23 protein-coding genes and 1 tRNA gene are annotated in these 26,913 nt (G+C 66.2%); 9 read left to right on the forward strand and 15 right to left on the reverse strand.

The features are described from left to right. From D3H34_RS28965 to D3H34_RS28975, 3 genes are all read right to left on the reverse strand, one after another. The coding region (locus tag D3H34_RS28965; RefSeq protein ID WP_147400507.1) for an ABC transporter permease at positions 1-448 on the reverse strand (448 nt) is incomplete at its 3' end. Further along, positions 445-1,641, reverse strand: coding sequence for a lactonase family protein (locus D3H34_RS28970; protein ID WP_286186399.1), 1,197 nt, complete (start codon positions 1,639-1,641; stop codon positions 445-447). The genes D3H34_RS28965 and D3H34_RS28970, both read right to left, overlap by 4 nt. 97 nt (positions 1,642-1,738) lie before the next feature. Continuing rightward, on the reverse strand, positions 1,739-3,313 hold the full coding sequence (locus tag D3H34_RS28975) for an ABC transporter substrate-binding protein (RefSeq protein WP_119558053.1): 1,575 nt from the start codon (positions 3,311-3,313) through the stop codon (positions 1,739-1,741). Positions 3,314-3,514: 201 nt separating this feature from the next. Here D3H34_RS28975 and D3H34_RS28980 point away from each other — a divergent pair, with 201 nt between their 5' ends. Beyond that, positions 3,515-3,904 (forward strand): RidA family protein, encoded by a 390-nt coding sequence (locus D3H34_RS28980; protein WP_119558055.1) that lies wholly within the window; start codon positions 3,515-3,517, stop codon positions 3,902-3,904. A 13-nt stretch (positions 3,905-3,917) separates the two neighbouring features. Here D3H34_RS28980 and D3H34_RS28985 read toward each other — a convergent pair whose 3' ends face one another. Next, the gene (locus D3H34_RS28985) at positions 3,918-4,526 is read right to left on the reverse strand and encodes an ATP-dependent Clp protease proteolytic subunit (RefSeq protein WP_119558057.1); all 609 of its coding nucleotides are present in this window, start codon (positions 4,524-4,526) and stop codon (positions 3,918-3,920) included. 80 nt (positions 4,527-4,606) lie between these two features. Here D3H34_RS28985 and D3H34_RS28990 point away from each other — a divergent pair, with 80 nt between their 5' ends. Beyond that, complete coding sequence (locus D3H34_RS28990) at positions 4,607-5,365, forward strand: sigma-70 family RNA polymerase sigma factor (RefSeq protein ID WP_119558059.1); 759 nt, start codon at positions 4,607-4,609, stop codon at positions 5,363-5,365. Between the two features lie 140 nt (positions 5,366-5,505). On the opposite strand, the gene lolD is transcribed toward D3H34_RS28990, so the two are convergent. Next, positions 5,506-6,183 (reverse strand): lipoprotein-releasing ABC transporter ATP-binding protein LolD, encoded by a 678-nt coding sequence (lolD, locus tag D3H34_RS28995; RefSeq protein WP_119558061.1) that lies wholly within the window; start codon positions 6,181-6,183, stop codon positions 5,506-5,508. Further along, on the reverse strand, positions 6,176-7,432 hold the full coding sequence (locus tag D3H34_RS29000; protein ID WP_119558063.1) for a lipoprotein-releasing ABC transporter permease subunit: 1,257 nt from the start codon (positions 7,430-7,432) through the stop codon (positions 6,176-6,178). Before D3H34_RS29000 ends, lolD begins: the two co-directional genes overlap by 8 nt. A gap of 123 nt (positions 7,433-7,555) precedes the next feature. Between D3H34_RS29000 and D3H34_RS29005 the strand changes: the two genes are divergently transcribed. Both D3H34_RS29005 and recJ read left to right on the forward strand, forming a co-directional pair. Next, entirely contained in the window at positions 7,556-8,530 is a 975-nt protein-coding gene (locus D3H34_RS29005; RefSeq protein WP_119558065.1) for a hypothetical protein, read from the forward strand. Continuing rightward, entirely contained in the window at positions 8,527-10,248 is a 1,722-nt protein-coding gene (gene recJ, locus D3H34_RS29010) for a single-stranded-DNA-specific exonuclease RecJ (protein ID WP_119558067.1), read from the forward strand. The genes D3H34_RS29005 and recJ overlap by 4 nt, the downstream gene beginning before the upstream one ends. Before the next feature lie 63 nt (positions 10,249-10,311). Here recJ and D3H34_RS29015 read toward each other — a convergent pair whose 3' ends face one another. Beyond that, on the reverse strand, positions 10,312-13,467 hold the full coding sequence (locus D3H34_RS29015; RefSeq protein WP_119558069.1) for an ATP-binding protein: 3,156 nt from the start codon (positions 13,465-13,467) through the stop codon (positions 10,312-10,314). Positions 13,468-13,608: 141 nt separating this feature from the next. Between D3H34_RS29015 and D3H34_RS29020 the strand changes: the two genes are divergently transcribed. After that, positions 13,609-13,998, forward strand: a complete 390-nt coding sequence (locus D3H34_RS29020; RefSeq protein WP_119558071.1) for a cupin domain-containing protein — start codon at positions 13,609-13,611, stop codon at positions 13,996-13,998. Beyond that, the gene (locus D3H34_RS29025; RefSeq protein WP_119558073.1) at positions 13,995-14,810 is read left to right on the forward strand and encodes a class I SAM-dependent methyltransferase; all 816 of its coding nucleotides are present in this window, start codon (positions 13,995-13,997) and stop codon (positions 14,808-14,810) included. The genes D3H34_RS29020 and D3H34_RS29025 overlap by 4 nt, the downstream gene beginning before the upstream one ends. A gap of 104 nt (positions 14,811-14,914) precedes the next feature. On the opposite strand, the gene D3H34_RS29030 is transcribed toward D3H34_RS29025, so the two are convergent. From D3H34_RS29030 to D3H34_RS29060, 7 genes are all read right to left on the reverse strand, one after another. Next, positions 14,915-14,990: transfer RNA gene (locus tag D3H34_RS29030), tRNA-Thr, on the reverse strand. Between the two features lie 60 nt (positions 14,991-15,050). Next, positions 15,051-15,629, reverse strand: coding sequence for a ClpXP protease specificity-enhancing factor (locus tag D3H34_RS29035; protein WP_119558075.1), 579 nt, complete (start codon positions 15,627-15,629; stop codon positions 15,051-15,053). A gap of 41 nt (positions 15,630-15,670) precedes the next feature. Next, positions 15,671-16,282, reverse strand: a complete 612-nt coding sequence (locus D3H34_RS29040; protein WP_099795341.1) for a glutathione S-transferase N-terminal domain-containing protein — start codon at positions 16,280-16,282, stop codon at positions 15,671-15,673. Between the two features lie 95 nt (positions 16,283-16,377). Next, positions 16,378-17,154, reverse strand: a complete 777-nt coding sequence (locus D3H34_RS29045; protein ID WP_119558077.1) for a cytochrome c1 — start codon at positions 17,152-17,154, stop codon at positions 16,378-16,380. Positions 17,155-17,189: 35 nt separating this feature from the next. Then, positions 17,190-18,626 carry a cytochrome b gene (locus D3H34_RS29050; RefSeq protein ID WP_119558080.1) on the reverse strand — a complete coding sequence of 479 codons (1,437 nt, stop codon included), beginning with the start codon at positions 18,624-18,626 and terminating at the stop codon, positions 17,190-17,192. A gap of 14 nt (positions 18,627-18,640) precedes the next feature. Continuing rightward, positions 18,641-19,258 carry a ubiquinol-cytochrome c reductase iron-sulfur subunit gene (gene petA / locus D3H34_RS29055; protein ID WP_119558083.1) on the reverse strand — a complete coding sequence of 206 codons (618 nt, stop codon included), beginning with the start codon at positions 19,256-19,258 and terminating at the stop codon, positions 18,641-18,643. A 160-nt stretch (positions 19,259-19,418) separates the two neighbouring features. Then, the gene (locus tag D3H34_RS29060; protein WP_286186405.1) at positions 19,419-20,180 is read right to left on the reverse strand and encodes a response regulator transcription factor; all 762 of its coding nucleotides are present in this window, start codon (positions 20,178-20,180) and stop codon (positions 19,419-19,421) included. A 479-nt stretch (positions 20,181-20,659) separates the two neighbouring features. Here D3H34_RS29060 and D3H34_RS34065 point away from each other — a divergent pair, with 479 nt between their 5' ends. From D3H34_RS34065 to D3H34_RS29070, 3 genes are all read left to right on the forward strand, one after another. Continuing rightward, positions 20,660-20,968: a hypothetical protein gene (locus tag D3H34_RS34065; RefSeq protein ID WP_147400508.1), complete on the forward strand. Its 309-nt coding sequence runs from the start codon at positions 20,660-20,662 to the stop codon at positions 20,966-20,968. A 134-nt stretch (positions 20,969-21,102) separates the two neighbouring features. Continuing rightward, a complete protein-coding gene (locus tag D3H34_RS29065; protein ID WP_167481295.1) occupies positions 21,103-21,720 on the forward strand; it encodes a YjbF family lipoprotein in 618 nt (205 codons plus the stop codon). Beyond that, on the forward strand, positions 21,717-24,749 hold the full coding sequence (locus D3H34_RS29070; protein ID WP_119558091.1) for a YjbH domain-containing protein: 3,033 nt from the start codon (positions 21,717-21,719) through the stop codon (positions 24,747-24,749). The genes D3H34_RS29065 and D3H34_RS29070 overlap by 4 nt, the downstream gene beginning before the upstream one ends. A 94-nt stretch (positions 24,750-24,843) precedes the next feature. Here the strand turns inward: D3H34_RS29070 and D3H34_RS29075 are convergent, their stop codons facing one another. After that, positions 24,844-26,847 (reverse strand): polysaccharide biosynthesis protein, encoded by a 2,004-nt coding sequence (locus tag D3H34_RS29075; RefSeq protein ID WP_119558087.1) that lies wholly within the window; start codon positions 26,845-26,847, stop codon positions 24,844-24,846. Between the last annotated feature and the right edge of the window lie 66 nt (positions 26,848-26,913).

Raw genomic sequence — 26,913 nt, forward strand, 5'->3', positions numbered from 1 at the left:
AGCTCGGGATGCTCGCGCCCAGCATCGCGATGCCGGTGAAGAACTGGTCGACCACGCGCCCGCGAAACACCGCCGAGACGATGCCACAGGGCACGCCGATGAGCGCCGCGATGGCCACGGCCATCAGCGCGAGCAAGGTGGTGGGTTCGGCGCGCTCCCACAGCGCCTGCGTGACCGGGCGCTGCAGGAAGATGGAGGTGCCCAGGTTGCCCTGCAACACCTCGCGCAGCCAGTAGCCGAACTGCACGGGCAGCGGCTTGTCCAGGCCGTATTCCTTCTGCACGCGGGCGATGTCGGCGGCGGTGGCCTGGTCGCCCAGCAACACGGAGATCGGGTCGCCCGAGGCGGCGCGGGTGAGCACGAAGACCAGCACGGCGACGATGGCGAGCACGATCAGCATGCCGCCCGCGCGGGAGGCAATGTAGCGAAGCGGTGCGCTCTTGATCATGTCGAGAACTCGATGGCGGCGGCGCTGCCGACGGCCACGTACTGGCCGGTGAACTGCACGTCACCGTTCTTCTTCACGCGGAAGATGGTCACGTTGTCGCCCTGCTTGTTGTGGCACACGTAGAGAAAGCGCCCGCTCGGGTCGAGCGTGCAGCTGCGCGGGTAGTTGCCGCGCGTCCACTCTTCGCGCACGAGCGTGGGCGCGCCGGTGCGCGCATCGACCTGGAAGATCGAGATCGAATCGTGCAGCCGGTTGAGCGACACGAAGTGCGTGCCGCCCGGCAGCATGCGGATGCCCGAGGCATAGCTGGTGCCCTTGAAGCCCTTCGGCAGCGCCGAGGTTTCGCTGACCAGCGTGAGCACGCCGCTGGCGCCGTCGTAGCGCAGGAAGGCGATGGTCGAGGCCTCTTCGTTCACGAGGTAGACCCACTTGCCGTTCGGGTGGAAGGCGAAGTGGCGCGCCCCCGAGCTCTCGGACACGGCCACCGTGCTCGGCTGGCTCAGCACGCCGGTGGCGCGGTCGAAGCGGTAGGAGATGACGCGGTCGAGCCCCAGGTCGGCCACGAGCACGAAGTTGCCGGCCGGATCGGCCTGCACCATGTGGGCGTGCGGGCCGTCGTGGTCGCTGGTGGCAAAGCCTTCGTGCGAACGCGCGGCCAGCGGCACCACGTCGGCGCCGGGTTTGCAGGGCGTGGCGGCGCCGCACGCGGCGACGTCCTTGTAGACGACGGCGGCGCGGTCGGTGTCGAAGCTGCCGTCGTTGCGCAGCGCGATCACGCTGACATCGCCGCTGGCGTAGTTGGCGGTGAACACGAAGCGGCCGTCGGGGTGCACGCTCAGGTGCGCCGGGTCCTTGCCGCCGCAGGGCATCTCGGCCACGAACGACAGCGCGCCGTTCGCGCCGATGCGAAAGGCGGAGACGGAACCCGCTTCGAACTCGTTGGCCGCGTAGAGCATGGGCAGGCTCGGGTGGCGCGCGAGCGAGGCGGGGTTGCGCAGCTTCGCGTCGGCGCCCGCGCTCGTCACGGCGGGCGGTGCACCAGGGATGGGCTTCAGTGCACCCGTCGCACCGTCGAGCACGAACTGGTGCACGCCCAGGCCGCGCCCGCCGCGCCACGGCTTGCCACCGTCGCTGTAGGTGCCGACGTAGGCGTAGACGGGGCCGGAGGTGGCGGGTCGAACAGTGGAGGCCATGGAGGATTGGAAGCCGAGCGCTCCGAGGCCGGAGGCCAGTGCGCTGGCTTGCAGAAGTTGGCGACGCGATGGCATGACGGGTTCTTTGCAGCCTGGCTTACTTGATCTTCGCGTTCCAGAAGAACGGCCAGGTCGCGGGCTGATAGTTGTCCAGCGCCGGGCTCTTCGCCGAGAGGCCGTTGAACTTGCCGACGTTGATGTACGGCACTTCGTCGTACACCACCTGCTGCACCTTGCCCCACAGCGCGCCGCGCTTGGCCGGGTCGCTTTCGGTGTTGAAGGCCGTGAGCGCGGCCTTCTTGGCCGGCGAATCCCACCAGCCGGGCGCGCCGTCGCCGAGTTGCGGCGGCGAGAGCATGGGCTCGGGGAACTGGCCCGAGTGGGTGACGTAGATGTCCCACAGCTTCGGGTCGTTGCGGCGCTGCACCAGCGTGGCCCAGTCGACCACGTTCAGGTCGACCTTGAAACCGGCGCGCTTGAGCTGCTCGGCCATCAGCAGCGACATGTTGTAGTGGAAGTCGTACTGGCGGCTGGTGAGCACGCGGATCGGCTCGCCCTTGTAGCCGGCCTTGGCCGCGGCGTCCTTGGCCTTGGTGGCGTTGCGCTGGTTGTACTGGTCGGCGCCGGCCGCCGAGTAGAACGGCGAGCCCTTGGGGAAGTGGTTGGCTTCGGCCACGAAGAAGCGCGTGTCGCCGAAGCCGGCTGCGAGCATCTCGCCCTGGCCCAGCGCGGTCTGCACCGCCTGACGCACCGCCGGGTTGGCGGCCACGCCTTCCTTGGTGTTGAGCACGAGGTAGGGGAAGCCGAACGACGGCGTCATGATCGGCAGCGTCTTGCCGCCGGCCTTCTCCAGGCGCGGCAGCGCTTCCACCGGCAACAGGTCGGCAAAGTCGTACTGGCCGGCCAGCGCGCCCTCGACGCGCGTACTGGCGTTGGGCACGGGCACGAAGCGCAGCTCTTCGATCGCGGCTTCGCGCTTGCCGCCGTAGCCGCTGGCGGGTTCCTTGCGCGCGCTGTACTTGTCGAAACGCGTGAGCAGCACGAACTGGTCGGGGCGGCGCTCCTTGAACTTGTAGGGGCCCGTGCCAACGAAGTCCTTCAGCGGCGAAGCGATGGAATCCTTGGCCATGATGGCGGCCATGCCGCTGGGCAGCGCGAGCTGCGACAGCAGCGGCGCATACGGCGCCTTCAGCACGATCTCCACGCCCAGCGGACCCTTGGCCTTGAGGCTCTCGACTTCCTTGCCCACGGCCTTGCCGCGCGGCGACTGGTCCATCCAGCGCTGCAGGCTGGCGACCACGTCGTCGGCCGTGAGCTCGCGCCCGTTGTGCAGGGCCACGCCCTTGCGCAGCGTGATGGCGTAGGTCTTGCCGTCGGCCGAGATCTTGGGCATGCCCTCGGCCAGCATCGGCACCACGTTCCACTTGGCATCGAAGGTGTACAGCGTCTCGTACACGTGCTGCATGATGGTGCCGACCAGGTCCGCCGTGGAGGCCATCGGGTCGAGGGTCTGCGGCTCGGCCACCATCGCCAGCGTGGCGAAGTTGCGCGGGCCTTGGGCTTGAGCGCTCGGGTGGGGCAATGCGGCGCACAGCATCGCGAGCAGGGAGGCACCCAGCAGGCTGCGCTTCGACAGGCGGGGCAGGCGCTGGACAAGACCGGCGTGAGGCATGGAGAACTCCTTCGTGGGGCGGGCTGAAGTTTTGAAAGAAATTTTCTTTCCGGACCGAACTTTGAAGCAGGCTTCATACCAAATCATCCGTGTTAACCCTTGTTTGAGGGTTATTTTGAAAAAATCTTTCAAATCAGACGGATACTGCGGCCCTCACCTTCCCACGTGGTCCTTCAAGGCCCTTCACTCACAGGAGTTCCCATGCCCCTCGAATACCTCGGCGCCCCGCCCGTTGCCTCCGACCGCCAGGCACGCCCCTTCTCTCCCGCCGTGCGCGCGGGCGACTTCATCTACGTGTCGGGCCAGGTGCCTGCGAACGCGCAGGGTGAGATCGTGGCCGGTGGCATCGAGGTGCAGACGCGCCAGGTGATGGAGAACCTCAAGACCGTGCTCGCCTTGGCCGGCGCCACGCTCGACGACGTGTGCAAGAGCACCTGCTGGCTGCACGACGCGCGCGACTTTGGTGCCTTCAACCGCGTCTACATGAGCTACTTCGGTGAAAACAAGCCGGCGCGCTCGACCACCGAGGCACGCCTCATGGTCGATGCGAAGGTCGAGATCGACGTCGTCGCCTACAAGCCGAAGGCCTGAGCAGGCCGCCCTTTCACTCGGGCCGCAGCTCGGTCTTGCGCTGGATGATGCGCGAGACCAGCCCGTACTCGACGGCCTCCGTGGCCGACAGCCAGCGGTCGCGCTCGATGTCGGCCAGCACCACGTCGATGGGCTTGCCGGTTTCGCGCGCGATCTCGTGCGCGATGCGCTGGCGGGCCTTGATGATCTCCTGCGCCTGGATCGCGATGTCGGTCGCCTGCCCGCCGGCGCCGCCGCTGGGCTGGTGGATCAGGAAGCGCGTGTTGGGCAGGCAAACTCGGCGCTCGCGCGGAGCCGCAAGAAACAGGTGCGTGGCGGCGCTGCCGACCCAGCCCGTGCCGATCATGTGCACCGGCGCGCTGATGAAGCGCACCACGTCGTGGATCGCATCGCCCGATTCCAGGTGCCCGCCCGGCGAACTCACGAGGATGTCGATGGGCTTGTCGCCGCTGTCGGCATCCAGCGCGATGAGCCGGCGCGTGACATCGGCGGCCACGCTGTCGGTGATGCTGCCGAAGATCAGCAGCGTGCGCGACTTGAACGCTTTCTCTTCGAGATAGGAATTGCGCGGCTCGGCGGTGGCCGCGGGTGGGGTGTCGTCTTCGGATTCCAGCGAGAACATGGGAAAGCTCCTGTGGTTGAACTGTCTTGACGAACAGGCCCACAGTTTCGTGACATTGCGCGCCATGGCAAGCTGTGGCGATGCTCGACGAACACTATCTCTCGCAATTCCCCGCCCTGCGCGCCCGGCTGGTGCGCGCGGCGGCTCGCATGCTGGGCGGCCGGGCCGAGGCCGAGGACGTGGTGCAGGACACCTACCTGCGCGCGCTCGAGGCCGGCGACCACCCGGCGCCGGATGCGGCGCAGGCCTGGCTCACCACGGTGATGCAGCACATCGCCATCGACCGGCTGCGGCGCACCCAGTGGATGCAGCGGTGGCTGCACGACGCCGCGGCGCAGGCTGAGCCGGACGCGTCACCTTCCGCGCAGGACGAAGCGGCGACCGCGCAATCGGCCCGCAATGCGCTGCGCCTTCTGGCCACGAAGCTGTCGCCCGCCGATGGCGCGGCCGTGCTGCTGCGCGAGGTGTTCGAAGCCAGTTTCAAGGAGATGGCCGAAGCCAGCGGCAAGACGGAAGCGGCGTGCCGGCAGCAACTGCATCGCGCCTTGCTGCGGTTGCGGCAGGACACGGGCGGCAACGAGAGCACGTCGGACGTGGTTTTTCACGTGTACCGCCAGGCGCTGGCCGAGTGCGATGCGCGTGTGCTGTTCGCGATGCTGAGGCAGCCGCCGATGCGAGCGACTGCGATGTCGGCGGCCGTCGACAAGGATGCGGCGCCGCGCGCGGTCTGCCAGGTCGTGCAGATGGGCGGGCGCCTGGGCCTCGTGCTGACGCTCGGCGGGAAGGTGCTGTGCGTGCTGCCGCTGGAGGCGCGGCAGGCGGAAGAAGCGCTGTCTTAGGTCCTGTGAGGTCTTGCTCCTTCCCCCGCTGGGGGAAGGTTGGGATGGGGGCACCGCGGCTTTCAAGGCTGCATGGCGTTGAAGGCCGCGAGCCCCCACCCCGGCCCTCCCCCGGGAGGGGAGGGAGAAACTCAAGAAGGTCAGCCGGCCAGGCGCCCGGCCACCAGTTGCAACACCCGATCGCACCGCTTCGCCAGGTCCTGGTCGTGCGTGACCATCACAAAGGCCGTGCGGTGGCGATGCGCCAGATCGAGCATCAGCGCGAACACGGTGTCGGCCGTGCTGCGGTCGAGGTTGCCGGTGGGCTCGTCGGCCAGCACGCAGGCCGGCTGTGTGACCAGTGCACGCGCAATGGCCACGCGCTGGCGCTCGCCGCCCGACAGCTCGGCCGGCCGGTGGTGCAGACGCTGGCCCAGGCCCACGCTCTCGAGGATCTTCGTGGCCGACTGCGCCGCCGTGGCAGGCTCCACGCGACGGATCTTCAGCGGCATGGCCACGTTGTCCAGCGCGCTGAACTCAGGCAGCAGGTGATGGAACTGGTAGACGAAACCCAGATGCTGATTGCGCAGCCGGCCCTGCTCGGCCGGGTCGGCATGCGCGATGTCCTTGCCGAGCAGCTCGACCTTGCCGGCCGTGGGCGCATCGAGGCCGCCCATCAGGTGCAGCAGCGTGCTCTTGCCAGAGCCCGAGGCGCCGACGATGGCCAGCGTTTCGCCGGCGTGCACATCGAGGTCGACGCCGTGCAGCACGGTGAGGTCGATGCGCCCTTCTTGAAAGCGCTTGGTGAGGCCACGGGCCTTCAGAACCACATCACTCATAGCGCAGCGCCTCGGCAGGATTCACGCGGCTGGCGCGCCAGCTCGGGTACAGCGTGGCCAGGAAGGCCAGGATGAGGGAAATGATCGCAATGGGCATGATGTCGCTTTGCTGCGGGTCGCTGGGCATCCGGCTGATCAGGTAGATGTCCTTGGGCAGGAAGCTGGCGTGGAAGAGCTGTTCGAGGAAGGGCACGATCACGTCGATGTTGTAGGCGATGCCCAGGCCCAGCAGCAGGCCGGCCACGGTGCCGATCACGCCCACCATTGCACCCTGCACCACGAAGATGGCCATGATGCTGCGCGGCGAACTGCCCAGCGTGCGCAGGATGGCGATGTCGGCGCGCTTGTCGGTCACGGTCATCACCAGCGTCGAGACGAGGTTGAAGGCCGCCACCGCGACGATCAGCGTGAGGATGATGAACATCATGCGTTTCTCGACCTGCACGGCCGCGAACCAGGTCTTGTTCTGGCGCGTCCAGTCGCGGATCAGGAACTGGCCCGGCAAGGTGACGGCGAGCTGGTCGGCCACCTCGCGCGCTTCGTGCAGGTCCTTGAGCTTGAGGCGGATGCCGGTCGGGCCTTCGAGGCGGAACACCTTGGCCGCGTCCTTCTCGTGCACCATCGCCAGCGCCGAGTCGTACTCGTAGTGGCCCGAATCGAAGACGCCGACCACGGTGAACTGCTTCAGACGCGGCACCACGCCGGCCGGCGTGACCTGCCCGCCCGGCGCCACCAGCGTGACCTGGTCGCCGGGTTGCACGAACATCGAGCGTGCCAGTTCCACGCCGAGCACGATGCCGAACTCGCCCGGCACCAGCTTGTCGAAGGTGCCGCCCTTGGCAATACCACCGGTGTCGGTGACCTCGGGCTCGAGCTTGGGGTCGATGCCGCGCACGATCGCGCCCTTCATGTCCTCGCCGCGCGCGATCAGCGCCTGCGTGTTGATGAAAGGCGCGGCGCCGATCACCTCGGGGTTCTTGCGGGCGTCGGCCATGATGGCGTCGATGTCCTGCAGCGCCTGGCCGTCGCGCGAGAAGATCTCGATGTGCGACACCACGCTGAGCATGCGGTCGCGCACTTCCTTCTGGAAACCGTTCATCACGCTGAGCACGATGATCAGCGCCGCCACGCCCAGGGCGATGCCGAGCATCGACACGCCGGAGATGAAGGAGATGAACCCGTTGCGTCGCGTGGCACGGCCTGCGCGCGTGTAGCGCCAGCCGAGCTGCAGTTCGTAGGGGAATCGCATCAGAGGCCTCGCCCCGCTGTCTCAGGAGGCATGGGCCGGCCTGCGGGAGGCGGCGAATACACGGGGTGAGGAGCAAGGGGGTAGGTCATACGGTGGAATTGTGGCATCCCGGACAATAGGGAAATGGCCGAACCCCTCCCACGTCATCTGTTGATTCCCTTTGCCGGCCGCGGTTCCCCGGCTTGCCGCGCGGCGCTCACGACCCTCCGGCTGCCGAACCTCGAAACCCTGCTGCTGCGCCTGACGCTCGCCGACACCGACACGCAGGACGACAGCACCCGCTCCCCGCCGCACGAACGCGCGCTCGCCCAGGCACTGGGCATCTCCGCCCCCGATGGCTGCATTCCCTGGGCCGCGCTCGAAGCCCGGAAGACCAGCCTGGCCGCGCCCGGCGACCACGAAGCCTGGGGCCTCGTGACGCTGTGCAACTGGCAGGTCGGCATCGACGACGTGGCGCTGGGCGACCCGTCCGCCATCGAGATCGACGCCGACGAATCGATGGCCCTGTTCGCCGCAGCAGAGCCGTTCTTCGAAGAAGACGGCATCGCGCTGTACCCCTCCGACACGCCGGGCCGCTGGCTTGCCTGCGCGCCCATCTTCGACGGGCTGGCCACCGCCTCCATCGACCGCGCGGTGGGCTACCCGATTTCTCAGTGGTCGCCGCTGGGTGACGCCTCGCGGCCGCTGCGCCGGCTGCAGAACGAGATGCAGATGCTGCTGTACACGCAGCGCGTGAACGACGAGCGCACCGCGCGCGGCGTGCCGCCGATCAATTCGTTCTGGCTCAGCGGCACCGGTGTCCTGAAGGACGACGCCCTGCCCTCGCCGCCCGCCGCACGCACGCCGGTCGTCGACCTTGCGCTGCGCGATGCCGCGTTGCGCGACGACGGCCTGGCCTGGGCCGCCGCCTGGCAGGCACTGGACGCCGGCGCTGTCGCCGCGCTGCTCGCCGACCTCGCGCGCGGCGCCGACGTGGCGCTCACCCTGTGCGGCGACCGCGGCGCGCAGCTTTACACCGTGCAGTCGCGCGGGCTGGCCCGCTGGGCCAAGGGCCTGTTCGACCGCAACCGCGCCACCCAGGTGCTGGAGTCGCTATGAAGATCATCGCCAGGGACATCCCGCCGCGCACCGTCTGGGCGCTGGAACAAGCCGGCGTCCATCCGCTGCTCGCACGTCTCTTTGCAGCGCGCGGCGTGCGCGGCAAGGACGAACTCGACGACGGCCTCGCGCGCCTGCTGCCGCCCGATACGCTGCGCGGCACGCGCGATGCCGCCGTGCTGCTGGCCGACGCCATCGCGCAGGACAAGCGCCTGTGCATCGTGGCCGACTATGACTGCGACGGCGCCACCGCCTGCGCGGTCGGCGTGCGCGGCCTGCGCCTGCTGGGCGCGAAGAACGTGAGCTACCTCGTGCCCGATCGCGTGGTCGACGGCTACGGCCTCACGCCGCCCATCGCCGAGCGCGTGGCCACCGCCGGCGCCGACATGCTGATCACCGTCGACAACGGCATCGCCAGCGTCGAGGGCGTGGCCGCCGCCAAGGCGCGCGGCCTGCAGGTGCTGGTGACCGATCACCACCTGCCCGGCCCCGAACTGCCGGGCGCCGACGTGCTGGTGAACCCCAACCAGCCCGGCTGCGACTTCGAAAGCAAGAGCATCGCCGGCGTCGGCGTGATGTTCTACGTGCTGCTCGCGCTGCGCTCCGAGTTGCGCCAGCGCGGCGTGTTCGACACCGCCACGCAACCCAAGCTCGATGCGCTGCTGCCGCTGGTCGCGCTCGGCACCGTGGCCGACGTGGTGAAGCTCGATGCCAACAACCGCCGCCTCGTGGCACAGGGCCTGCGCCGCATCCGCGCAGGCGCGATGCCGGCCGGCGTGGCGGCGCTGTTCAAGGCGGCGGGCCGCAAGGCCGACGTCGCCACCACCTTCGACTTCGGCTTTGCCCTCGGCCCGCGCATCAACGCGGCCGGCCGCCTGGCCGACATGACGCTGGGCATCGAGTGCCTGCTGACCGACGACGCCGGCCGGGCCGACGAACTCGCGCGCATGCTCGACGGCATCAACCGCGAACGGCGCGATATCGAAGGCGGCATGCGCGACCAGGCGCTGCTGCTGGCCGAGTCGCTGTTCGCCGCCGACGGCGAAGGCGTGGAAGCACCGCCACCCGCCATCAGCGTGTTCGACGCGGATTTTCACGAAGGCGTGGTGGGCATCGTGGCCTCGCGCATCAAGGACCGCTTCCACCGCCCGACCTTCGTGTTCGCGGCCAGCGCGGCGCCGGGCAAGGAGCAGGAGCTGAAGGGCTCGGGCCGTTCGATTCCGGGCTTCCATCTGCGCGATGCACTCGATCTCGTCGCCAAGCGCCACCCCGGCGTGCTGCTGCGCTTCGGCGGTCATGCGATGGCCGCCGGCTGCACCGTGGCACGCGAGCACTTTCCCGTCTTCGAGCGTGCGCTGGCCCAGGTGGCCGGCGAATGGCTGGCCGAAGCCGCGCTCACGCGCCAGATCGAGACCGACGGCCCGATCGCGCGCGAGTACATGCGCATCGACCTCGTCGACACGCTGCACCGCGAGGTCTGGGGACAAGGCTTCGCGCCGCCGACCTTCAGCGAGGAGGTCGAGGTGGTGTCGCAACGCCTGGTCGGCGAGAAGCACCTGGCGCTCAAGCTGCGCCACCAGGGGCAGCCCATCGATGCGATCTGGTTCAGCCACACCGATCCGCTGCCGCCGCGCGTGAAGCTGGCTTTCCGGCTGGATGCGGATGAGTGGCAGGGCGTGCGCCGGCTGCGCTTTCTGGTCGAAGGCGCGGAGGTCTGACTCGGGCGGCCAGGACTCGGGGCCCCTTCATTCGAGTCGTCACGCCTGTGCCGCGCGGACTTCCTAGCCGGCCAATTCCCGGCAGCGTGCGGCGTCCAGCGCATGGCCGCAGGCGCGGAACTCCTCCGCCGCCGCGGCGAAGCCTTCGCGCGCGGCAGCGGCATGGCCCGAGGCCCGCTCGATGTGGGCCTGCGCCTCGTGCAACGACGCATACCAGGCCGGCAGCTTCATCACCACGTTGGCCAGGTATTCGGACTGCTGCTGGTGGCTGGCCGCCAGGTCCAGCTCTCGCGCTCTTGCGGCGGCGATGGTGGCGGGGATGGCGAAGGTGATGCGGCAGCCGGGGCAGCTTTCCAAAGGGCCGCGCACGTTGGCCTCGGCTTCCTCCAGCACGCCCAGCGCGGCGTCAGGTTGCGTGGCCATCGCGATGCGGGTGCCATAGATGCGGTCCAGCAGGTGGAAGCCGACGTCGGACTGGCGCGCGACGTCGAGCGCTTCGTCGAGCAAGCCGCGCGCCCGGTCCATCTGCCCGCGGTAGATCGCCAGTTCGGAGCGGCGCTGCAGCGACAGCGCTTCACCCGTCGCGCCGCCGATCGCGCGGTGCATGCGCCCGCCCGCCACCAGGTCTTGCTCGGCGGCGTCGAGCTGGCCGCTGAGCAGCCAGGCCTCGCCGCGCAGCGTGACCGCAAAAGCATGCCCGCGCGCCGCGCCCAGCCGCTGCGCTTCCGTGGCCAGCGCATCGGCGAAGGCGATGACGTCGGCATACGGCCGCGAACCGTACAGGAAGCGCTGCGTGATGCACAGGTGGCCGTCGAACACACGCACCGCCAGCTGCGGCAGGTGGCTCGTCTCCTTGAGGTCGGCCCACACGCTGCCATGCAGGTCACCGCGCGCGTGCGCCGCCGCGGCTTGCGACCAGGAGGCGATCACGAGCGTGCCTTCGTCGCCGGTTTCCAAGGCAATCCGACGCACTTCGGCCGACCGGCGCGTGCCTTCGGCAGGGTCCCCGAAGCCCAGGGCCGCCGCGCCGCTGTACGCCAGCGCTTCGGCCAGGCGCCCCGCGACCGTGGTGGGATGCACGTCCTTCAGATACTGCAGCGCACCGGGCGGGTCGCTCATCTTCACTTGCGCCAGGGCTCGCTTGGCGCGCAATTCGTGGGACAGCGCCTCTGGCGCGACGGCGGCGGCCGCATCGTAGGCGGCCAACGTGCCTGGCCGGCCCAGGGCGTCCAGGGACTCGGCGCGCAGCGCCAGTGCTTCCGGCTGCGCCGACCGGTGTGCGAGCAGCGGCTCGACGTGGCGCAACACGTCTTCGTAGGCGCCGAGGCGAAAGGCCTGGCGCGCAGCCGCCAACGAACACGGCATCGCCCGCCCGGCATCGCCCGCGGCGAGCCAGTGATGGCCCACAAGGCCCGGCGCCGCACCGACCTGCTCGAGCCGCGTCGCCACGTCGCGATGCAACAGCACACGCCGGTGCGGCGGGATGCCTTCGGCCAGTGCTTCCCGCACGAGTGCGTGGCGGAAGCGGTAGCGGCCATCGGCCACCACCAGCACGCCTGCCGCCAGCGCCTGGTCGAGCCGCGCCAAGGTGTCGTGCCCCTCGTCGGCGACCAGCGCCACGGCCGTGGCCACGTCGAAATCTTCGGCCGACAGGGCCAAACGGCGCAGGGCCTCCGTCGCGCCGGGATCCAGGTCGCACAGGCGTTCGGCCAGGGCCGACGACAGGCTGCGGGACATTACCGCCGTGGCGCCGTCCGACGTGGTGGTACCGCGCGCGAGCTCGACCACGGCAAACGGCAGGCCTTCGGCACGACGGGCGATGGCGGTGGCGGCCTCGCCCGTCATCGGTGCGTCGGCCGAGCGGGCCGCGAGCAATGCCGCTTCCTCCTCGGACAGTGGCCCCAGTTCAAGGGCCTCCAGCTGGCCGGCGCGCTGCAAGCGCGAAGTGTTCCGATCCAGCAGCGGCGGCAGCGCGTGCCGGCACGCGAGCAGCACGAACACCGGGGGGCCGCTTGCGGCCAGCTGCGTCAGCGCCTGGGCGCTCGCGTCGTCCGCCGCGTGCGCATCGTCGACGATGAGCAGCACCGGCTTTTGCGCGGCCGTGGCCAGCAGCAGCCGGCGCACGGCGCCCACCATCTGGTGGCGCCCGAGCGGCAGGGCCAGCGGTTTCACGTCGCCCGAGGCGGTCATCTGCGCCAGCGCGGCCTGTGCGTGCGCACCAATGGCCTGCGCCGCGTCGGGCAGTTCGCCGAGCAAGGGCTCCACCAGATCGGCCGCGATGCCGTAGGGCCGGGTCCAGTCGCTGGCCTGCAAGGAGCGCACCTGCCAACCCAGGCCCCGCGCTTCTTCTGCGACGCGGCGGCAGAAAGCGGTCTTGCCCATCCCCGCCGGCGCGCGCACCACCGCGCCACCCGGACGGCCCGCGAGGCTGGCGCGCAGCCACCCCAGGACACGCACCAGTTCCATGGCACGGCCGACAAAACGCGGCGCGGCGCCTTCCAGGCCCGCCACGCATTCGCGGTACAGCGCCTCGGCCGACGGACCGGGGCGCATGTCCAGGGTCTGCTGCAAGTGGTCGCGCAGGTGGCCGTACCAGCGCAGCGCCGACGAGCGTCGTCCGGCCGCCAGTTCCTCGCGCATCAGTTGGACATGGGCAGCCTCGTCGGTGGGGTCTTCGCGCACCAGCCGCTCCAGGTCGCCGGTCTGGCGCAACAGCCGCAGGAACTTGTCGCGCAACCGCTGGCGCGGCGCCTCGGTCCAGGCTTCGTAGCGGGCGTCCGGCAGGAGGTCGCCACTGTAGAGCTGCGCGGCCGCCTGGCAGGCCTGCGGATCGCCGCCGTGCAGGGCCTCATCCGCTGCGCGCTCGAACCGGTCGGCATCGCACGTCACCGCATGGTCGGGCAGCAGGAAAACCCGGCCGCCTCGCAGCACCAGCGCGTCGGGCTGGCCGATGAACTGGCGCGCGTGGTGCGCGGCCTTGCGCAGGTTGGCGCTGCCCGCGTCAGGGTCCAGGTGCGGCCACAGGGCTTCCACCACCTGCTCGTTCGCAAGGCTGCGTCCGGGCTGCAACGACAGCAGCTGCAGCAACTCGGCGGCCCGCCGGGTCAGCGGCACCGGCGGAGTCTGCGGGTCATCCCCGGCCGACCCCACGCTCAGCCGGAACGGGCCCAGCAGCCGGATCGACACGGCATCGGACGACGGAGTCGGTGGGAGCGACATCGCGATTCCTTTCCCCCGGCACAGGCCGGGAACGTTTCAGGAACGCCAAGCGTGGAGCATCAGTATGCCGTCTATCGAATCTGGCGGGTGCAACGAATAGACGCATCACCCTCGCGCCCGCGGACCCTCAAGGAGTACCTCATGCATATCGCAAAAGACGCAGTCGACGTGAAGATGGAAATTCCCGGTGCCCTGATCCGACAGCATCTGGATTTCGGCGACGCGACCGGCTACAGCAAGATCAGCGGCGAGTACTTCACGCTGTCGGCGGGCGTCGACACGACGCCGCTGTTTCAGGGCCTGAACAACCACAACTCCTGCCAGTGCCCGCACTGGGGGTTCGTGCTCAAGGGCCAGATCACCACCACCGACGACGCCGGGGAACAGGAGACTGTGAAGACCAACGACCTGTTCTATTGGCCGCCCGGCCACAACGTCAAGGTCGACGCCGATGCGGAGATCGTGATGTTCAGCCCGCAACACGAGCACACGCACGTGATCGACCACATGATCGAGAAGGTGAAGTCATGAACCCGAACAAGGCCCTCTGGGAAAAAGGCGACTTCACCCGCATCGCGGAGAGCATGCGCGAGAGCGGTGAAGACGTCGTGCGGCAAGCGCACATCACGCCCGGCATGAAGGTGCTGGATCTGGGCTGTGGCGATGGCAACACCGCCATCCCGGCCGCGAAACTCGGCGCACAGGTGCTGGGCGTCGACATCGCCGCCAACCTGGTCGCCGCGGGCAACCGGCGGGCGGCCCAGGCCGGGCTGTCGGCCAGCTGCCGGTTCGAGGAAGGGGACGCCTGCGAGCTGCGGCTCGAGAACAAGTCCTTCGACCTCGTCATCAGCATGTTCGGCGCCATGTTCGCGCCCAGGCCCTTCGACGTGGCACGGGAGATGGTGCGTGTCACGCGCCCGGGCGGCCGCATCCTCATGGGCAACTGGATCCCGAACGACCCGACGCTGGTGGCGCAGATCCTGAAGATCAGCTCGTCCTATGCGCCCCCGCCGCCCGAGGGTTTTGTGAGCCCGATGGGCTGGGGCTCGACCCCCAACATCATCGAGCGCTTTGGCGCGGCGGGTATTGCTTCGGAGGCCATCGGCTGCGAACGCGACAGCTACATCTTCGACTTCAAGGGTTCACCGGCAGAGTTCGTCGACACCTTCCGGCAGTTCTACGGCCCGACCATGAACGCATTCGACGCGGCAGCCCAGGCGGGGCGCACCGACGAACTGCGTGCGGAACTGGTGACGCTGTTCCAGAGCCAGAACCAGAGCCAGTACCCCGGCACCTGCCTCATCGCTGCAACGTTCCTGCGGGTGACGGTGGAGGTGGGCTGATCTGCGGCGACCTGTCGCCTTCTACGATTCGTCCGGATCGCCGAACAGGTCGAAAGAGACAAAGAAAAAGCCCGGACGTCTGTGGACGTTACCGGGCTTTGATTTGGTGCCGCTTGTCGGAATCGAACTGACGACCTTCCGCTTACAAGGCGGGTGCTCTACCAATTGAGCTAAAGCGGCTGAAAGAAAACAGTGCTGGCGGTGATTCTAAGCGGCCGGCCTTGGGGGCCGACCACGCCGTCACTTGACGCGCTTGAGTGACGGGCGGGCGCCACCACCGGCCGGCGGGCGGGGCGGCTCGTCGGTCGGATCGGCAGGCGCGGAACCCGCATCGACCGTCTCGTCACCCTCTTCGCCCGTCACCAGATGGAACACCTTGCTGGGGTCGCCTTCAGTGCCGCGTGAGGCATCGCGCAGCGGCATGCGCGACGCGCTGGCTGGCGAAGAAGCGGCCGACGTGACGTCATCGCCGTCGTCGCTGGACGTGGCAGCCGGCACAGGTGCCGGAAACGCCATGCCCTGGCCGTTCTCACGTGCATAGATCGCGATGACGCGACCGACCGGCACGCTGATCTCGCGCGCCGTGCCTGCGAAGCGGGCCTTGAACTCGATGAAGTCGTTGCCCAGCTTCAGTGAGCTGGTCGCGTCGAAGCTGATGTTCAGCACGATCTCGCCGTTCTTCACGTACTCGCGCGGCACCTGGACGGTGTCATCGACCAGCACCGCGACATAGGGCGTGAACCCGTTGTCGGTGCACCACTCGTACAGCGCCCGGATGAGGTACGGACGGGTGGAAGAGGATTCGAGCGCGTTGATCATGAAGGACAGCGAAAAACGAAGGAGGCAAGCACGCAGCTTACTTACTTTCGCATGACCTTTTCGGAAGGCGTCAGTGCTTCGATGTACGCGGGGCGCGAGAAGATGCGCTCGGCGTACTTCAGCAGTGGTGCCGCGTTCTTGCTGAGGTCGATGCCGTAGTAGTCGAGACGCCACAGCAGCGGCGCGATCGCCACGTCGAGCATCGAGAAGTTGTCGCCCAGCATGTACTTGTTTTTGAGGAACACGGGTGCGAGCTGCGTGAGGCGGTCGCGGATGTGCGAGCGGGCCTTTTCGAGTGCCTTGTCGTTGCCCTTGGCGGTGCGGTTCTCGAGCGTGGCGACGTGCACGAACAGTTCCTTCTCGAAGTTGAGCAGGAACAGGCGCACGCGGGCGCGGTCGACCGGGTCGCCGGGCATCAGCTGCGGATGCGGGAAGCGCTCGTCGATGTACTCGTTGATGATGTTCGACTCGTACAGGATCAGGTCGCGCTCGACCAGGATCGGCACCTGGCCGTACGGATTCATCACGCTGATGTCTTCGGGCTTGTTGTAGAGATCGACGTCGCGAATCTCGAAATCCATGCCCTTTTCGAACAACACGAAGCGGCAACGGTGGGAGAAGGGGCAGGTCGTTCCTGAATACAAGACCATCATGGCGAGAGACTCCTAAAAATCAAAAAGAGTGGGTCGCCTGGGCAACCCACTCTGTGGGACCGGACGCACGAGGCGCCCGGTCGGCGTGAACGGAATTACTTGACGTCTTTCCAGTACGAGGCGTTCAGTCGCCACACGAAAACCACCGACATGGCCAGGAACAGCAGCACCCAGACGCCGATGCGCACACGGGTGTTCTGTGCAGGTTCGGCCATCCACTGCAGGTAGCCGACGAGGTCGCCGACTGCGCTGTCGAATTGCACCGGGGTCAGCGTGCCGGGGGTCACTTGTTCCCACTTGCCCGAGAACACGTCGGTGGCGTGACCATGCTGCTCGACCTTGGCGTAGACCGGCAGGCGCTCGCCCTGCAGTTCCCACAGCGGATTCGGCATGGCGACGCTCGGGAACAGCAGGTTGTTCCAGCCGGTGGCCTTGGTGTCGTCGCGGTAGAAGCTGCGCAAGAAGGTGTACAGATAGTCGGGGCCCGTGCCGCCGTGGCCGGCGCGCGAACGTGCAACCAGCGTCAGGTCAGGCGGCGTGGTTCCGAACCATTCCTTGGCCTGGCGCGCGTCGATGTTGGCCTTCATGGTCTCGCCGACCTTGTCGGTCGTGAACAGAAGGTTGTCCTTGATCTGCTGCTCGGTGATGCCGATGTCCTGCAGGCGGTTGTAGCGCATGAAGGCGGCCGAGTGGCAGTTGAGGCAGTAGTTGACGAACAGCTTGGCGCCGTTCTGCAGTGCCGCCACGTCGGTGGTCTTGTTGGGCGACTTGTCCCACGCCAGGCCGCCGGATTCAGCGGATGCGGCCGCGGAGAAGGTCAGGCCCAGTGCCAGACCCATGACAGCGAGCCAGCCGGAAATTCTTTTCTTCATCGTGTTTCTCTCAAGCTCTTGCACTTCTTCGCGCATCAATGGGCGGCGAAGACCACGCGCTCGGGCACGGTCTTGAATTCGCCCTTGCGGCTCCACCACGGCATCAGCAGGAAGAAGCCGAAGTAGAAGAGCGTGCCGATCTGCGAGATGGTCTGGGCGATGTCCAGGGCGAACGAGCCGATGACCAGGTTGCCCCAGACGCCGGGCGCCTGGATGCCCAGGTAGCCCAGGATCAGGAAGAAGAACACGAACACGCCGTAGACATACTTGTGCCAGCTCGGGCGGTAGCGGATCGACTTGACTTCGCTGTGGTCGAGCCACGGCAGGAAGAACAGGATGATGACCGAGCCGCCCATGATGACCACGCCCCAGAACTTGGCGTCGAAGGTCTTGAGCAGGAAGATCACCACGGCGGCCACGACCACGGCAGCGACCTTGAGGCCCATGCCCGACTTGCCCTTGACGAAGTTCCAGATGGCCGCGGCCGCGATGATCAGTGCGAACACGTTGACCATGTCGTCGGTGGTGGCGCGCAGCATCGAATAGAACGGCGTGAAGTACCAGACCGGCGCAATGTGGTTCGGCGTCTTCAGCGAGTCGGCCGGAATGAAGTTGTTGTACTCCAGGAAGTAGCCACCGGCTTCAGGCGCGAAGAAGATCACGGCCGAGAAGATCGTGAGGAACACCACCACGCCGAAGATGTCGTGCACCGTGTAGTACGGGTGCGACGGAATGCCGTCGAGCGGATGGCCGTCGGGACCGCGCTTGGCCTTGATCTCGATGCCGTCGGGGTTGTTCGAACCCACCTCGTGCAGCGCGATCAGGTGGGCCACCACGAGGCCGAGCAGCACCAGCGGCACGGCGATGACGTGGAAGCTGAAGAAGCGGTTCAGCGTGGCATCGCTCACGACGTAGTCGCCACGGATCAGCAGAGCCAGGTCAGGACCGATGAACGGAATGGCGGCGAACAGGTTCACGATCACCTGGGCGCCCCAGTAGGACATCTGACCCCAGGGCAGCAGGTAGCCCATGAAGGCTTCGGCCATCAGGCACAGGAAGATCGCGCAGCCGAACACCCAGATCAGCTCGCGCGGCTTGCGGTAGCTGCCGTACATGAGGCCGCGGAACATATGCAGGTACACGACGACGAAGAACGCGGAGGCGCCCGTCGAGTGGATGTAGCGAATCAGCCAGCCCCAAGGCACGTCGCGCATGATGTATTCGACCGATGCGAACGCCAGATTCGCGTCGGGCTTGTAGTGCATCACGAGGAAGATGCCGGTCACGATCTGGATCACGAGAACCAGCATCGCGAGCGAGCCGAAGATGTACCAGAAGTTGAAATTCTTCGGTGCGTAGTACTTGCCCCACTGGTCGTTCCAGAGCTTGGTCAGCGGGAAGCGGTTGTCGACCCAGTTGAGCAGCTTCTCGCCTGCGGGGGCGTTGGGGGAAACTTCGTGAAATTCAGCCATGTTCGTGGTCTCCCTCAGGCCTTCTTGCTGTCGTCGCCGATGAGCAGGCGCGTGTCGGACAGGTACATGTGCGGAGGCACAGGAAGGTTGTCGGGAGCAGGCTTGTTCTTGAAGACGCGACCGGCGAGGTCGAACGTGGAACCGTGGCAGGGGCAGAGGAAACCGCCTTCCCAGTCGTTCGGCAGCGAGGGCTGCGGGCCGGCCTGCAGGCGGTCGACCGGCGAGCAGCCGAGGTGGGTGCAGATGCCGACCACGACCAGCACATCGGGCTTGATCGAGCGATGCTCGTTCTGCGCGTACTTGGGGGTGAATTCGTCGGGATGACGCTTCGACAGGGGGTCGGCGAGCTGGCCGTCCAGCTTGGGGAGTTCCGCGACCTGCTCAGGGCTGCGCTTGAGGATCCAGACCGGCTTGCCGCGCCATTCGACGGTGATTTTCTCGCCGACCTTGAGGGCCGAAATGTCCACTTCAACCGCGGCGCCCGCGGCCTTGGCCTTTTCGGACGGCTGGAAAGTGCTCACAAAAGGGATTGCGGTGGCCACGCCGCCCGCTACGCCGGCACAGCTGGATGCGATCAACCACGTCCGCTTGCTTGTGTCGATCCGGGGCGAGCCGGAGGTCATGTCACTCATGGGGATCCTCTAAGTCTTCTTCGCTGGAGCAGGGGCTGACCTTTGCCACAGCAAGGTCAACCCGAGATTGTAGCGGGGCGCAAAAGGGTTTTTCAACGGTTGCCGCGCGCTTGAGCGGCGCCGGCGCGCGTGCGCGACAGTGGGCAACGCCCCTCAGTGCTCAGCTCAGCAGCCCGTATTGGGTCGCCTGCCGGACAGCCTGGGTCCGCGACTTGACGGCCAGCTTGCGGTAGATCCGCTTGGCGTGAAACTCGACCGTGTTGATCGAGAGACAGATCGCTTCGGCAATCTGCCGATTGCTCCAGCCTTGCGCGATGAGGCGCAACACATTGAGCTCCCGAGGTGACAGCAGCCCGGGAGCAGGCATCGGGGGCGAGACCGTGTCGCAGTCGCGCAGCGCGGACTCGACACCCTCCGGTTTCGCGGACGTCGCAATCAGACCGAGGACGCGACGCGCGACGCGCGCATCGATCGGCGAACCGCCGCGCTCGATGGAGCGCAGCAAGAAGGAGAGCTCGGCGTCGTCTGTGCTCGTCAGCAGATAGCCGGAAGCCCCCGACGAGATCGCCGCCTCGACCAGCTGGCGGTCATCGTCCTTCGACATGGCGATGGCATCGACCTGCGGATAGAGGCGCCGCAGGTGCGACAGAAGCGTGACGCCGCCGTCATCAGCCAGATGCATGTCGACCAACACCAGGTCATACGGCAACGCTGCCAGTAAATGGATCGCCTCCGCGTGCGTGGAGGCGATCACGACGCGACGCCCCGGGGCCAGATCGCACAGGAGGCGTCGCATGCGGTCGGCCAAGGCCAAGTCACCCTCGACGATCAAAGCTCCGAAGAATGCACAACCCAAGGCGGCGTACCGCCCGGCGAGCGCTTGCGCTGAATGTGCGTTGCCGACAGACAGATGATTCATCATGAGCAGACGCCTCCGATCACGCCATCTGCCGCGCCCTCACACGCTCGCACATCTTCCGCCATCCCACCCTCAGACAATCGAACCACGCATATCCCCTTGTTGTGCCCCGCGGCATACCTTGAATGTCAACTTTCGTTTCGGGGTACTGCAGGAACAATGCCTGAGGCTGGTCGTGCCACCAATCTCAACAGCGCCTCGCCCAGCGCGTTGATTTCATTGAAGAAATGCGGCGACAGTCGGCGAAACCACCTCGATCAAATCGCATGCCAGCCGTTGCCGTTACGGTCGTATTGGACGGAACGTTACGTAGCATCGAGATACATGCGCACCTGCCACACGTGCCAGCAAGAAACGATGCAATATGCGGTTACAAGGATGCAGTGGCAAACGCCCCACCCGCCGGGCCAAATTAGTTGCGACACACTTCTGATGCTGCTAACCTCAACTCAAGAGCATAAAAACCCTTTGAGAGGATCACTGTGAAGACGAACAAACTGGTTGCTACCGTCGCCCTTGCCACCCTGGCAATCTCGTCGGCTTTTGCCCAAACGCAGGTTACCCCTGCGCCCGCAAGCAACACCAATCGCGCAGTCGTGCCGGGCCCCGCTGGCGCTCCGAATGCAACTGCTGGCGGCCTTGGCGGCCTGACCCCCGTTCAGTGGGGCGCTGTTGCAGGCACCGGCGCCCTGATGCTGGCCCTCGGTAGCAGCAACAACGGCAACGGCGGCGGCGGCTTCTTCGTCCCCGGCACCGGCACCACCGGCACGGGCACCACCGGCACGCGTTAATGCTGCATGCCCTCCTGAAAGGAGGGCATTCGCTGAAAAGTCCGCGCGTTGCTTCCGCCACGCGACTCTTAGAACGTTGCCTTTTGGCAACGTTTTTCTTGGGCATTGGCGGTTGCTCCTCCGGAACCTCAGCCATGCTGGAATCAGCTCGCCTGCTGTATCGCGGTGAGTCTGCAGTTACACAGCCCAATTTCAATCCCAGCTATCGGTACCTACGAACCAGTGTCAATGGTCGTGTGCTGTACATGGTGCTCGGCTACATCGACCAACGCGCCGAAGGGCCCGTAGAGGTTTGGTACAGCAGCACGGGCGAGGTCGTTCGACTCCTGAATGGACAACTGGTTGGGACCACTGGGCTGTCCACCGACTGGCGTGATGTTCGGCTTCTCGATCCGCCTGCCTGGCAAACTCCAGCTGCTGGTTCCACACAGAATTACGTTCGAGAGCGCGACCTCATGCCAGGGTATCGCTTCGGTATTCGCGACGATATCGCGAGAGCCCCGATCACCCCGCCCGTCGACAGCGCCCTCGTCGGCACCCCTGCAAACTCCTTGCGCTGGTACGAAGAACGCAGCCTGTCCCGACCCGCGGCAGCCTCCGTTCCTCCCGCACGCTTCGGCGTTTCATTTGCTTCTGGCGCCCCCCAAGTCGTGTATTCGGAGCAATGTATTTCCCGCGACATCTGCATGAGCTTCGAACAGTGGACACCCCCCGCACCAGCAGCCGGCACCGCGGCGCGCGCTGGTACATGAGCTCCACCTTCCTGCGAGCCATCAGCCCCCCGCATTGGCCCCGTCGAACGGCCCTTGCCTGCGCGCTGATGGCAAGTCTTGGCGCCGCGGCGGAGCCGTCGCAGAACGCGGCGACCTTTGAACCCGCAAGCGATGCCGAAGTGCGCCCCGGTGAACGACTGAGCACTTGGTTACTCCGCCAACCCGAGAGCACGGCTGCGCCCGGGCTCGCTTGGCGCGTGCCGCAGGAGCGACTGGCTCAGCAGTTCCTGAAGAACACATTGCTGGTGCGCCTCGAGGCAGCCAGCAGGCGCGCACCGCGCTCTGCGCAGCTTGATCGCCTGAAGCTCATCACCTGGCTACAAAATTTGCCGATTACCGGTCGCGTCGCATTGGGCATCGTGGACCCTCGGTGGCTGCAAGCACACCCAGACCAAGATCCTGTGCTCTCGGCCGGCCAGCAACTCGTTGCCCCCCCTCCCCAACTGAAAACCATCGCGGTTGTTCGCCCCGATGGCGAGTTGTGCCACGTAGCACACGAAGCCGGTCGGACCGCTTGGGACTACGTCATCGCCTGCGCTCCCAACAGCACCCACGACTGGGCGTGGGTCGCGCAACCCGATGGCCGAACGTCTCGCGTGGGCATCGCCCCCTGGAATGGCCACCCTTCTGACGAGCCAGCCCCTGGCGCCTGGATCTGGGCAGCGCCGCGCGGCATGACCGAGCTGGTCAACGCATCGGAAGGCATCATCAAGTTCCTGGCGACCCAAGGCCCGTCGCCCCAGACAGCGGCGCTGGGCACCACCACTGCCGCGCTTGCAGCCGCCAAGCCGGCCGCGACACTCAATACGGCCATTCCGCCGTCAGTTCCGCCGGAAAGCGTCATCTCGGTGCGCCCTGACGCCTCGGCCCCGCAATACAAAGCGCCTCGCACAAGCAGCAACGACTGGGGTGAAACCGGACTGCTCCAGACGCCGACGGCGCGCATGGGCGAGGCTGGCGACTTCCGCACGTCGATCAGCCACGTGTCGCCCTATACACGGCTGAACGTGATGTTCCAGCCGCTGGACTGGATGGAGGCCGGCTTTCGCTACACCTCCATCAGCAACCGTGCATACGCCGCCAGCACCACGGGTCAAAGCAACAAGGACAAGAGCATCGACGTGAAGCTCAGGCTTCTGCGTGAATCCGCCTATGTGCCCCAGGTTGCCCTCGGCTTTCGCGACCTTGGTGGTACTGGTCTCTTTTCGGCGGAGTACCTGGTTGCCAACAAGCGCTACGGCGATCTCGACTTCAGCCTTGGTATCGGCTGGGGGTATCTGGGCAACAGCGGCAACATCCGCAACCCCTTGCTGGCTCTGAGCAATCGTTTCAGAACGCGCACCGTGAGTTCCGCGACGGGCGGTGAAGCGAACTTCAAAGCCTTCTTCCGAGGTCCGGCCTCCTTGTTCGGCGGCGTAGAGTGGCGCACGCCCTGGGATCCCCTGACCGTCAAGCTCGAGTACGAAGGCAACAACTACAAGAACGAGCCTCAGCAGAACAACCAGGTTCAGCGCTCCCCCTTCAACATCGGCCTGGAATACCGCTACTCACCCGGCGTCGCCTTCACCGCCGGCCTGGAACGCGGCAACAAGGTGATGGTCGGGCTGACCTTGTCCACCAACATGGCGAACATGCGCGCCAGCAAGCCCGCAGATCCACCGCCGCCCCGCTTCACTCCGGAGGCGCCTGCCAGTCCCCCCGGCTGGGCCGCCACCGCCGCAGAAATCCAAGCCCGCACCGAATGGACCGTACAGCGCATCGCGCCCCAAGGCGACAGTGCACACGTCTGGATCACTGAAAGCCATACGGTGTACCGCGAGGCCCGCGTGCAGCAGGTCATTGCCGTCATGCATCGCGATGCACCGGCATCCATCAAACATTTCGTTCTTCACTTCAACGAGCGCGGACTGGCACTGCACGCACAGGTCGTCGATCGCAGCGAGTGGGTGACGGCACACTACCAGGCACAGACGCCTGCGGAGTTGCGCGCCACGAATCAGCGGGACTACGAGCCACCGCGCGGCCGCACCGAGGACGGCCTTTACGCACCCGCATCGCCACAGCCGGTCACAGCATCGCCTGGCGATGCATCGACTGCGACGCCCTGGGAGCGACGTACAGAGAAATTCACCTTCGGCCTGACCCCGAGCTTCTCGCAGATCCTCGGCGGCCCCGACGCCTTCCTGCTCTATCAACTCGGCGTCTCGGCTACTGCGGAATACCGCTTCACGCCGAGCACCTGGGTGAACGCTGCACTGAACTGGCGCCTGATCGACAACTTCGACAAGTTCACCTACACAGCACCCAGCAACCTTCCCCGCGTGCGAACCTACCAGCGCGAGTACGCAACGACCAAGCGGTTCACCATGCCGGTGTTTCAGCTGACCCACGTGGGCCGACTGAACGAAGACCAGTACTACAGCGTCTACGGTGGAGCCCTCGAGTCGATGTTTGCCGGCGTGGGTGCCGAATGGCTCTACCGTCCGTGGCGCAGCAAGTTCGCCTTCGGCATTGACGTCAACCACGTGCGTCAGCGCGACTTCGCGCAAGACTTCGGCTTGCGCGACTACAAGGTCAACACCGGCCACGCCACGCTCTATTGGGACACCGGTTGGAACGGCGTACAGGCCAGGATCAGCGCCGGTCAGTATCTTGCAGGCGATCGGGGCGTCACCCTCGACATCAGCCGCCGCTTCGACAACGGCGTGACGATCGGGGCGTGGGCCACTAAGACCAACGTGTCCGCCGCACAGTTCGGCGAAGGTAGCTTCGACAAGGGCATCTACGTTTCCATCCCCTTCGACGCATTCTTGCCGCGCTCGAGCAAGTTCACCGCGAACTTTGCCTGGGCCCCGCTGATACGCGACGGCGGCGCCAAGCTGGGGCGTATCAATCCGCTGTACGAAATGACGTCGATACGGGATCCGAAGGCTTTCAGCTTCTCGCCGCCCGACGACAAAGCACCCAAGGCCGGGGACAACATCCTCGACTTCAAGCGGGCCCAGTAGACGGTGAAAACGAAAAGAGCCCCGATTCGGAGCTCTTTTTTGATATCACCCCCAGTGGGACGGGGCAAGAGAAGACTGAGGCAGTTTTGTCGAGTCAGATCGCCACGGCGATCTGATTCGGCGTGGACGGCTGCTCGGCCTCGCCTACTTGCGCAGCACCGACTGCCGCGACGAGTGGCAAAGCCCGGTCACGCACACGGTGACGCTCCATATGCACCCAATCCACAACCTCCGCATGGGGCCGATAACCAGGCAGCATCTGCGTCAGCGTCCGCTTCAGCATTGGCACATCACTGCTTTCGAGTGCCGCATTCAGGGTCTCGAACTGGCGCCAGAGCTCATTCCAAGGCAGACAGGGATCGTGCGCCTTCATGACGCGAGGATGCGTCGTAGGCATCGCACTGTCACCAATAAGGAGCTCTTCGTAGAGCTTTTCTCCAGGCCGCAGCCCAGTCACCTGAAGCTCGATATCGCCGTCCGGCGAATGCTCGTCGCGAACCGTGCGCCCCGACAACTCAACCAACCGGCGGGCAAGGTCGATGATCCTCACCGGCTCCCCCATGTCGAGAACGAAGACATCGCCACCCTGCGCCATCGCGCCCGCCTGAATCACCAACTGGGCGGCCTCGGGAATGGTCATGAAATAGCGCGTGATGTCTGCATGCGTCAGTGTGATCGGGCCACCCGCCTCGATCTGCTTGCGAAACAATGGCACCACCGAACCACTAGAACCCAGCACGTTACCGAAACGGACCATCGAGAAGCAGGTGTCCGAACTCTGCTGCGCCAGCCCTTGCAGCGCCATTTCGGCGACGCGCTTGCTGGCGCCCATGATGTTCGTCGGCCGAACGGCCTTGTCGGTGCTGATGAGAACAAAGTTGGGGACCTTGCACTCCATGGCGATCCGCGCCGTCGTGAGTGTGCCCATCGCGTTGTTTCGCACACCCTCTGCCGGATTGTGTTCGACCAAGGGCACGTGCTTGTACGCCGCCGCGTGATAGACCGTGTCGGGACGCCAAGCGCGCATCACTTCGCGTAGCCGCGCGGCATCGCACACCGAGGCGAGCAGCGGGACAACACGTACGTTCGGTGCCAGTTGCTCCAACTCCTGATGGACACCGTAGAGCGCGTACTCGCTCAACTCCACAAGCAACAGCGTGGAAGGAGACAGCTGAACGATCTGCCGGCACAGCTCGCTGCCAATAGAACCGCCAGCGCCCGTAACCAGCACTACCTGACCGCGGATGTGCTTGTGCAACAGATCCGCCACCGGCGCGACTGGATCCCGTCCCAGCAAGTCCTCGATGTCGACTTCGACCAGGTCGTTCACCTGCACCTTGCCATTGGCCAGATCGAGAAGCCCCGGAAGCATCCGTACATGCAGATGCAACGGCAACAACTGGTTCAGAATTTCAACGCGGCGCCCACGACTGGCAGAAGGCATCGCCAAAAGCACGTCTGTGATGCCCCAACCGGCAGCGTTGTTGCTAAGCCATTCCGACGACTGAATCCGCAGACCGTTGATCGTGTTGCCTTGAAGGTGCGAGTCATCGTCAACGAAAGCGCGGACGACCATGTCCCGACTTTGGGCCAATGCCGCAGCCAGTTGCAAACCCGCGCTACCTGCACCGTAGATCACCACCTGAGGCAGTTGCTTGCGCTGCAACGCGCTCATGTAGAGGCCGCCCAGCCAGTAGCGCGCAAACATGCGCGAACCGGCGATAGCCAGGAACAAGAGCAACGGCACTAGCAATCCGACCGTACGAGGCACCCCTCGCACACCGACCACCGAGAAGATCAGCGCATAACCGAGGCCAAACAACACGCACGCGCGCACGATGGCCATGACTGCAGCCGTCCCGGCATATCGAAAGATGGCTCTATAGAGCCCGAACACCACAAAGAGGGGAAGCGCAAGGGCGACAGCGACCGCGACAGCCGACCACTGAACGCCACGCGGCGTCATCCATTGCTCGAAACGAAAGCTGAATGCCAACCAGACACACAGGACGCAGAGCATTGCATCGACCCCTAGAGCCAGCATGCGCTTCATGGGGCGCGGCAAGGCAAGCAAGGGCGCAGCCAGACGATTGATCACACTGAAAACTCCTGCGGCGTTTGGAGTGCGCCGCGCTGCAACAATTGTCCGTGAAGGGTACCCACC

It is taken from the genome of Acidovorax cavernicola, from assembly GCF_003581445.1.

What these genes read in the sequence shown, in the direction of transcription:
- D3H34_RS29000 (WP_119558063.1), bottom strand. Translation starts at nt 7,432, where the DNA reads ATGCGATTCCCCTACGAACTGCAGCTCGGCTGGCGCTACACGCGCGCA.
- D3H34_RS29045 (WP_119558077.1), bottom strand. Translation starts at nt 17,154, where the DNA reads ATGAAGAAAAGAATTTCCGGCTGGCTCGCTGTCATGGGTCTGGCACTG.
- D3H34_RS28985 (WP_119558057.1), bottom strand. Translation starts at nt 4,526, where the DNA reads ATGTTCTCGCTGGAATCCGAAGACGACACCCCACCCGCGGCCACCGCC.
- D3H34_RS29015 (WP_119558069.1), bottom strand. Translation starts at nt 13,467, where the DNA reads ATGTCGCTCCCACCGACTCCGTCGTCCGATGCCGTGTCGATCCGGCTG.
- D3H34_RS29020 (WP_119558071.1), top strand. Translation starts at nt 13,609, where the DNA reads ATGCATATCGCAAAAGACGCAGTCGACGTGAAGATGGAAATTCCCGGT.
- D3H34_RS28980 (WP_119558055.1), top strand. Translation starts at nt 3,515, where the DNA reads ATGCCCCTCGAATACCTCGGCGCCCCGCCCGTTGCCTCCGACCGCCAG.
- D3H34_RS28970 (WP_286186399.1), bottom strand. Translation starts at nt 1,641, where the DNA reads ATGGCCTCCACTGTTCGACCCGCCACCTCCGGCCCCGTCTACGCCTAC.
- D3H34_RS29040 (WP_099795341.1), bottom strand. Translation starts at nt 16,282, where the DNA reads ATGATGGTCTTGTATTCAGGAACGACCTGCCCCTTCTCCCACCGTTGC.
- D3H34_RS29060 (WP_286186405.1), bottom strand. Translation starts at nt 20,180, where the DNA reads ATGATGAATCATCTGTCTGTCGGCAACGCACATTCAGCGCAAGCGCTC.
- D3H34_RS29070 (WP_119558091.1), top strand. Translation starts at nt 21,717, where the DNA reads ATGAGCTCCACCTTCCTGCGAGCCATCAGCCCCCCGCATTGGCCCCGT.
- D3H34_RS28990 (WP_119558059.1), top strand. Translation starts at nt 4,607, where the DNA reads ATGCTCGACGAACACTATCTCTCGCAATTCCCCGCCCTGCGCGCCCGG.
- lolD (WP_119558061.1), bottom strand. Translation starts at nt 6,183, where the DNA reads ATGAGTGATGTGGTTCTGAAGGCCCGTGGCCTCACCAAGCGCTTTCAA.
- D3H34_RS29025 (WP_119558073.1), top strand. Translation starts at nt 13,995, where the DNA reads ATGAACCCGAACAAGGCCCTCTGGGAAAAAGGCGACTTCACCCGCATC.
- D3H34_RS29065 (WP_167481295.1), top strand. Translation starts at nt 21,103, where the DNA reads ATGCTGGAATCAGCTCGCCTGCTGTATCGCGGTGAGTCTGCAGTTACA.
- D3H34_RS28975 (WP_119558053.1), bottom strand. Translation starts at nt 3,313, where the DNA reads ATGCCTCACGCCGGTCTTGTCCAGCGCCTGCCCCGCCTGTCGAAGCGC.
- recJ (WP_119558067.1), top strand. Translation starts at nt 8,527, where the DNA reads ATGAAGATCATCGCCAGGGACATCCCGCCGCGCACCGTCTGGGCGCTG.
- D3H34_RS29035 (WP_119558075.1), bottom strand. Translation starts at nt 15,629, where the DNA reads ATGATCAACGCGCTCGAATCCTCTTCCACCCGTCCGTACCTCATCCGG.
- D3H34_RS29050 (WP_119558080.1), bottom strand. Translation starts at nt 18,626, where the DNA reads ATGGCTGAATTTCACGAAGTTTCCCCCAACGCCCCCGCAGGCGAGAAG.
- D3H34_RS29005 (WP_119558065.1), top strand. Translation starts at nt 7,556, where the DNA reads ATGGCCGAACCCCTCCCACGTCATCTGTTGATTCCCTTTGCCGGCCGC.
- petA (WP_119558083.1), bottom strand. Translation starts at nt 19,258, where the DNA reads ATGAGTGACATGACCTCCGGCTCGCCCCGGATCGACACAAGCAAGCGG.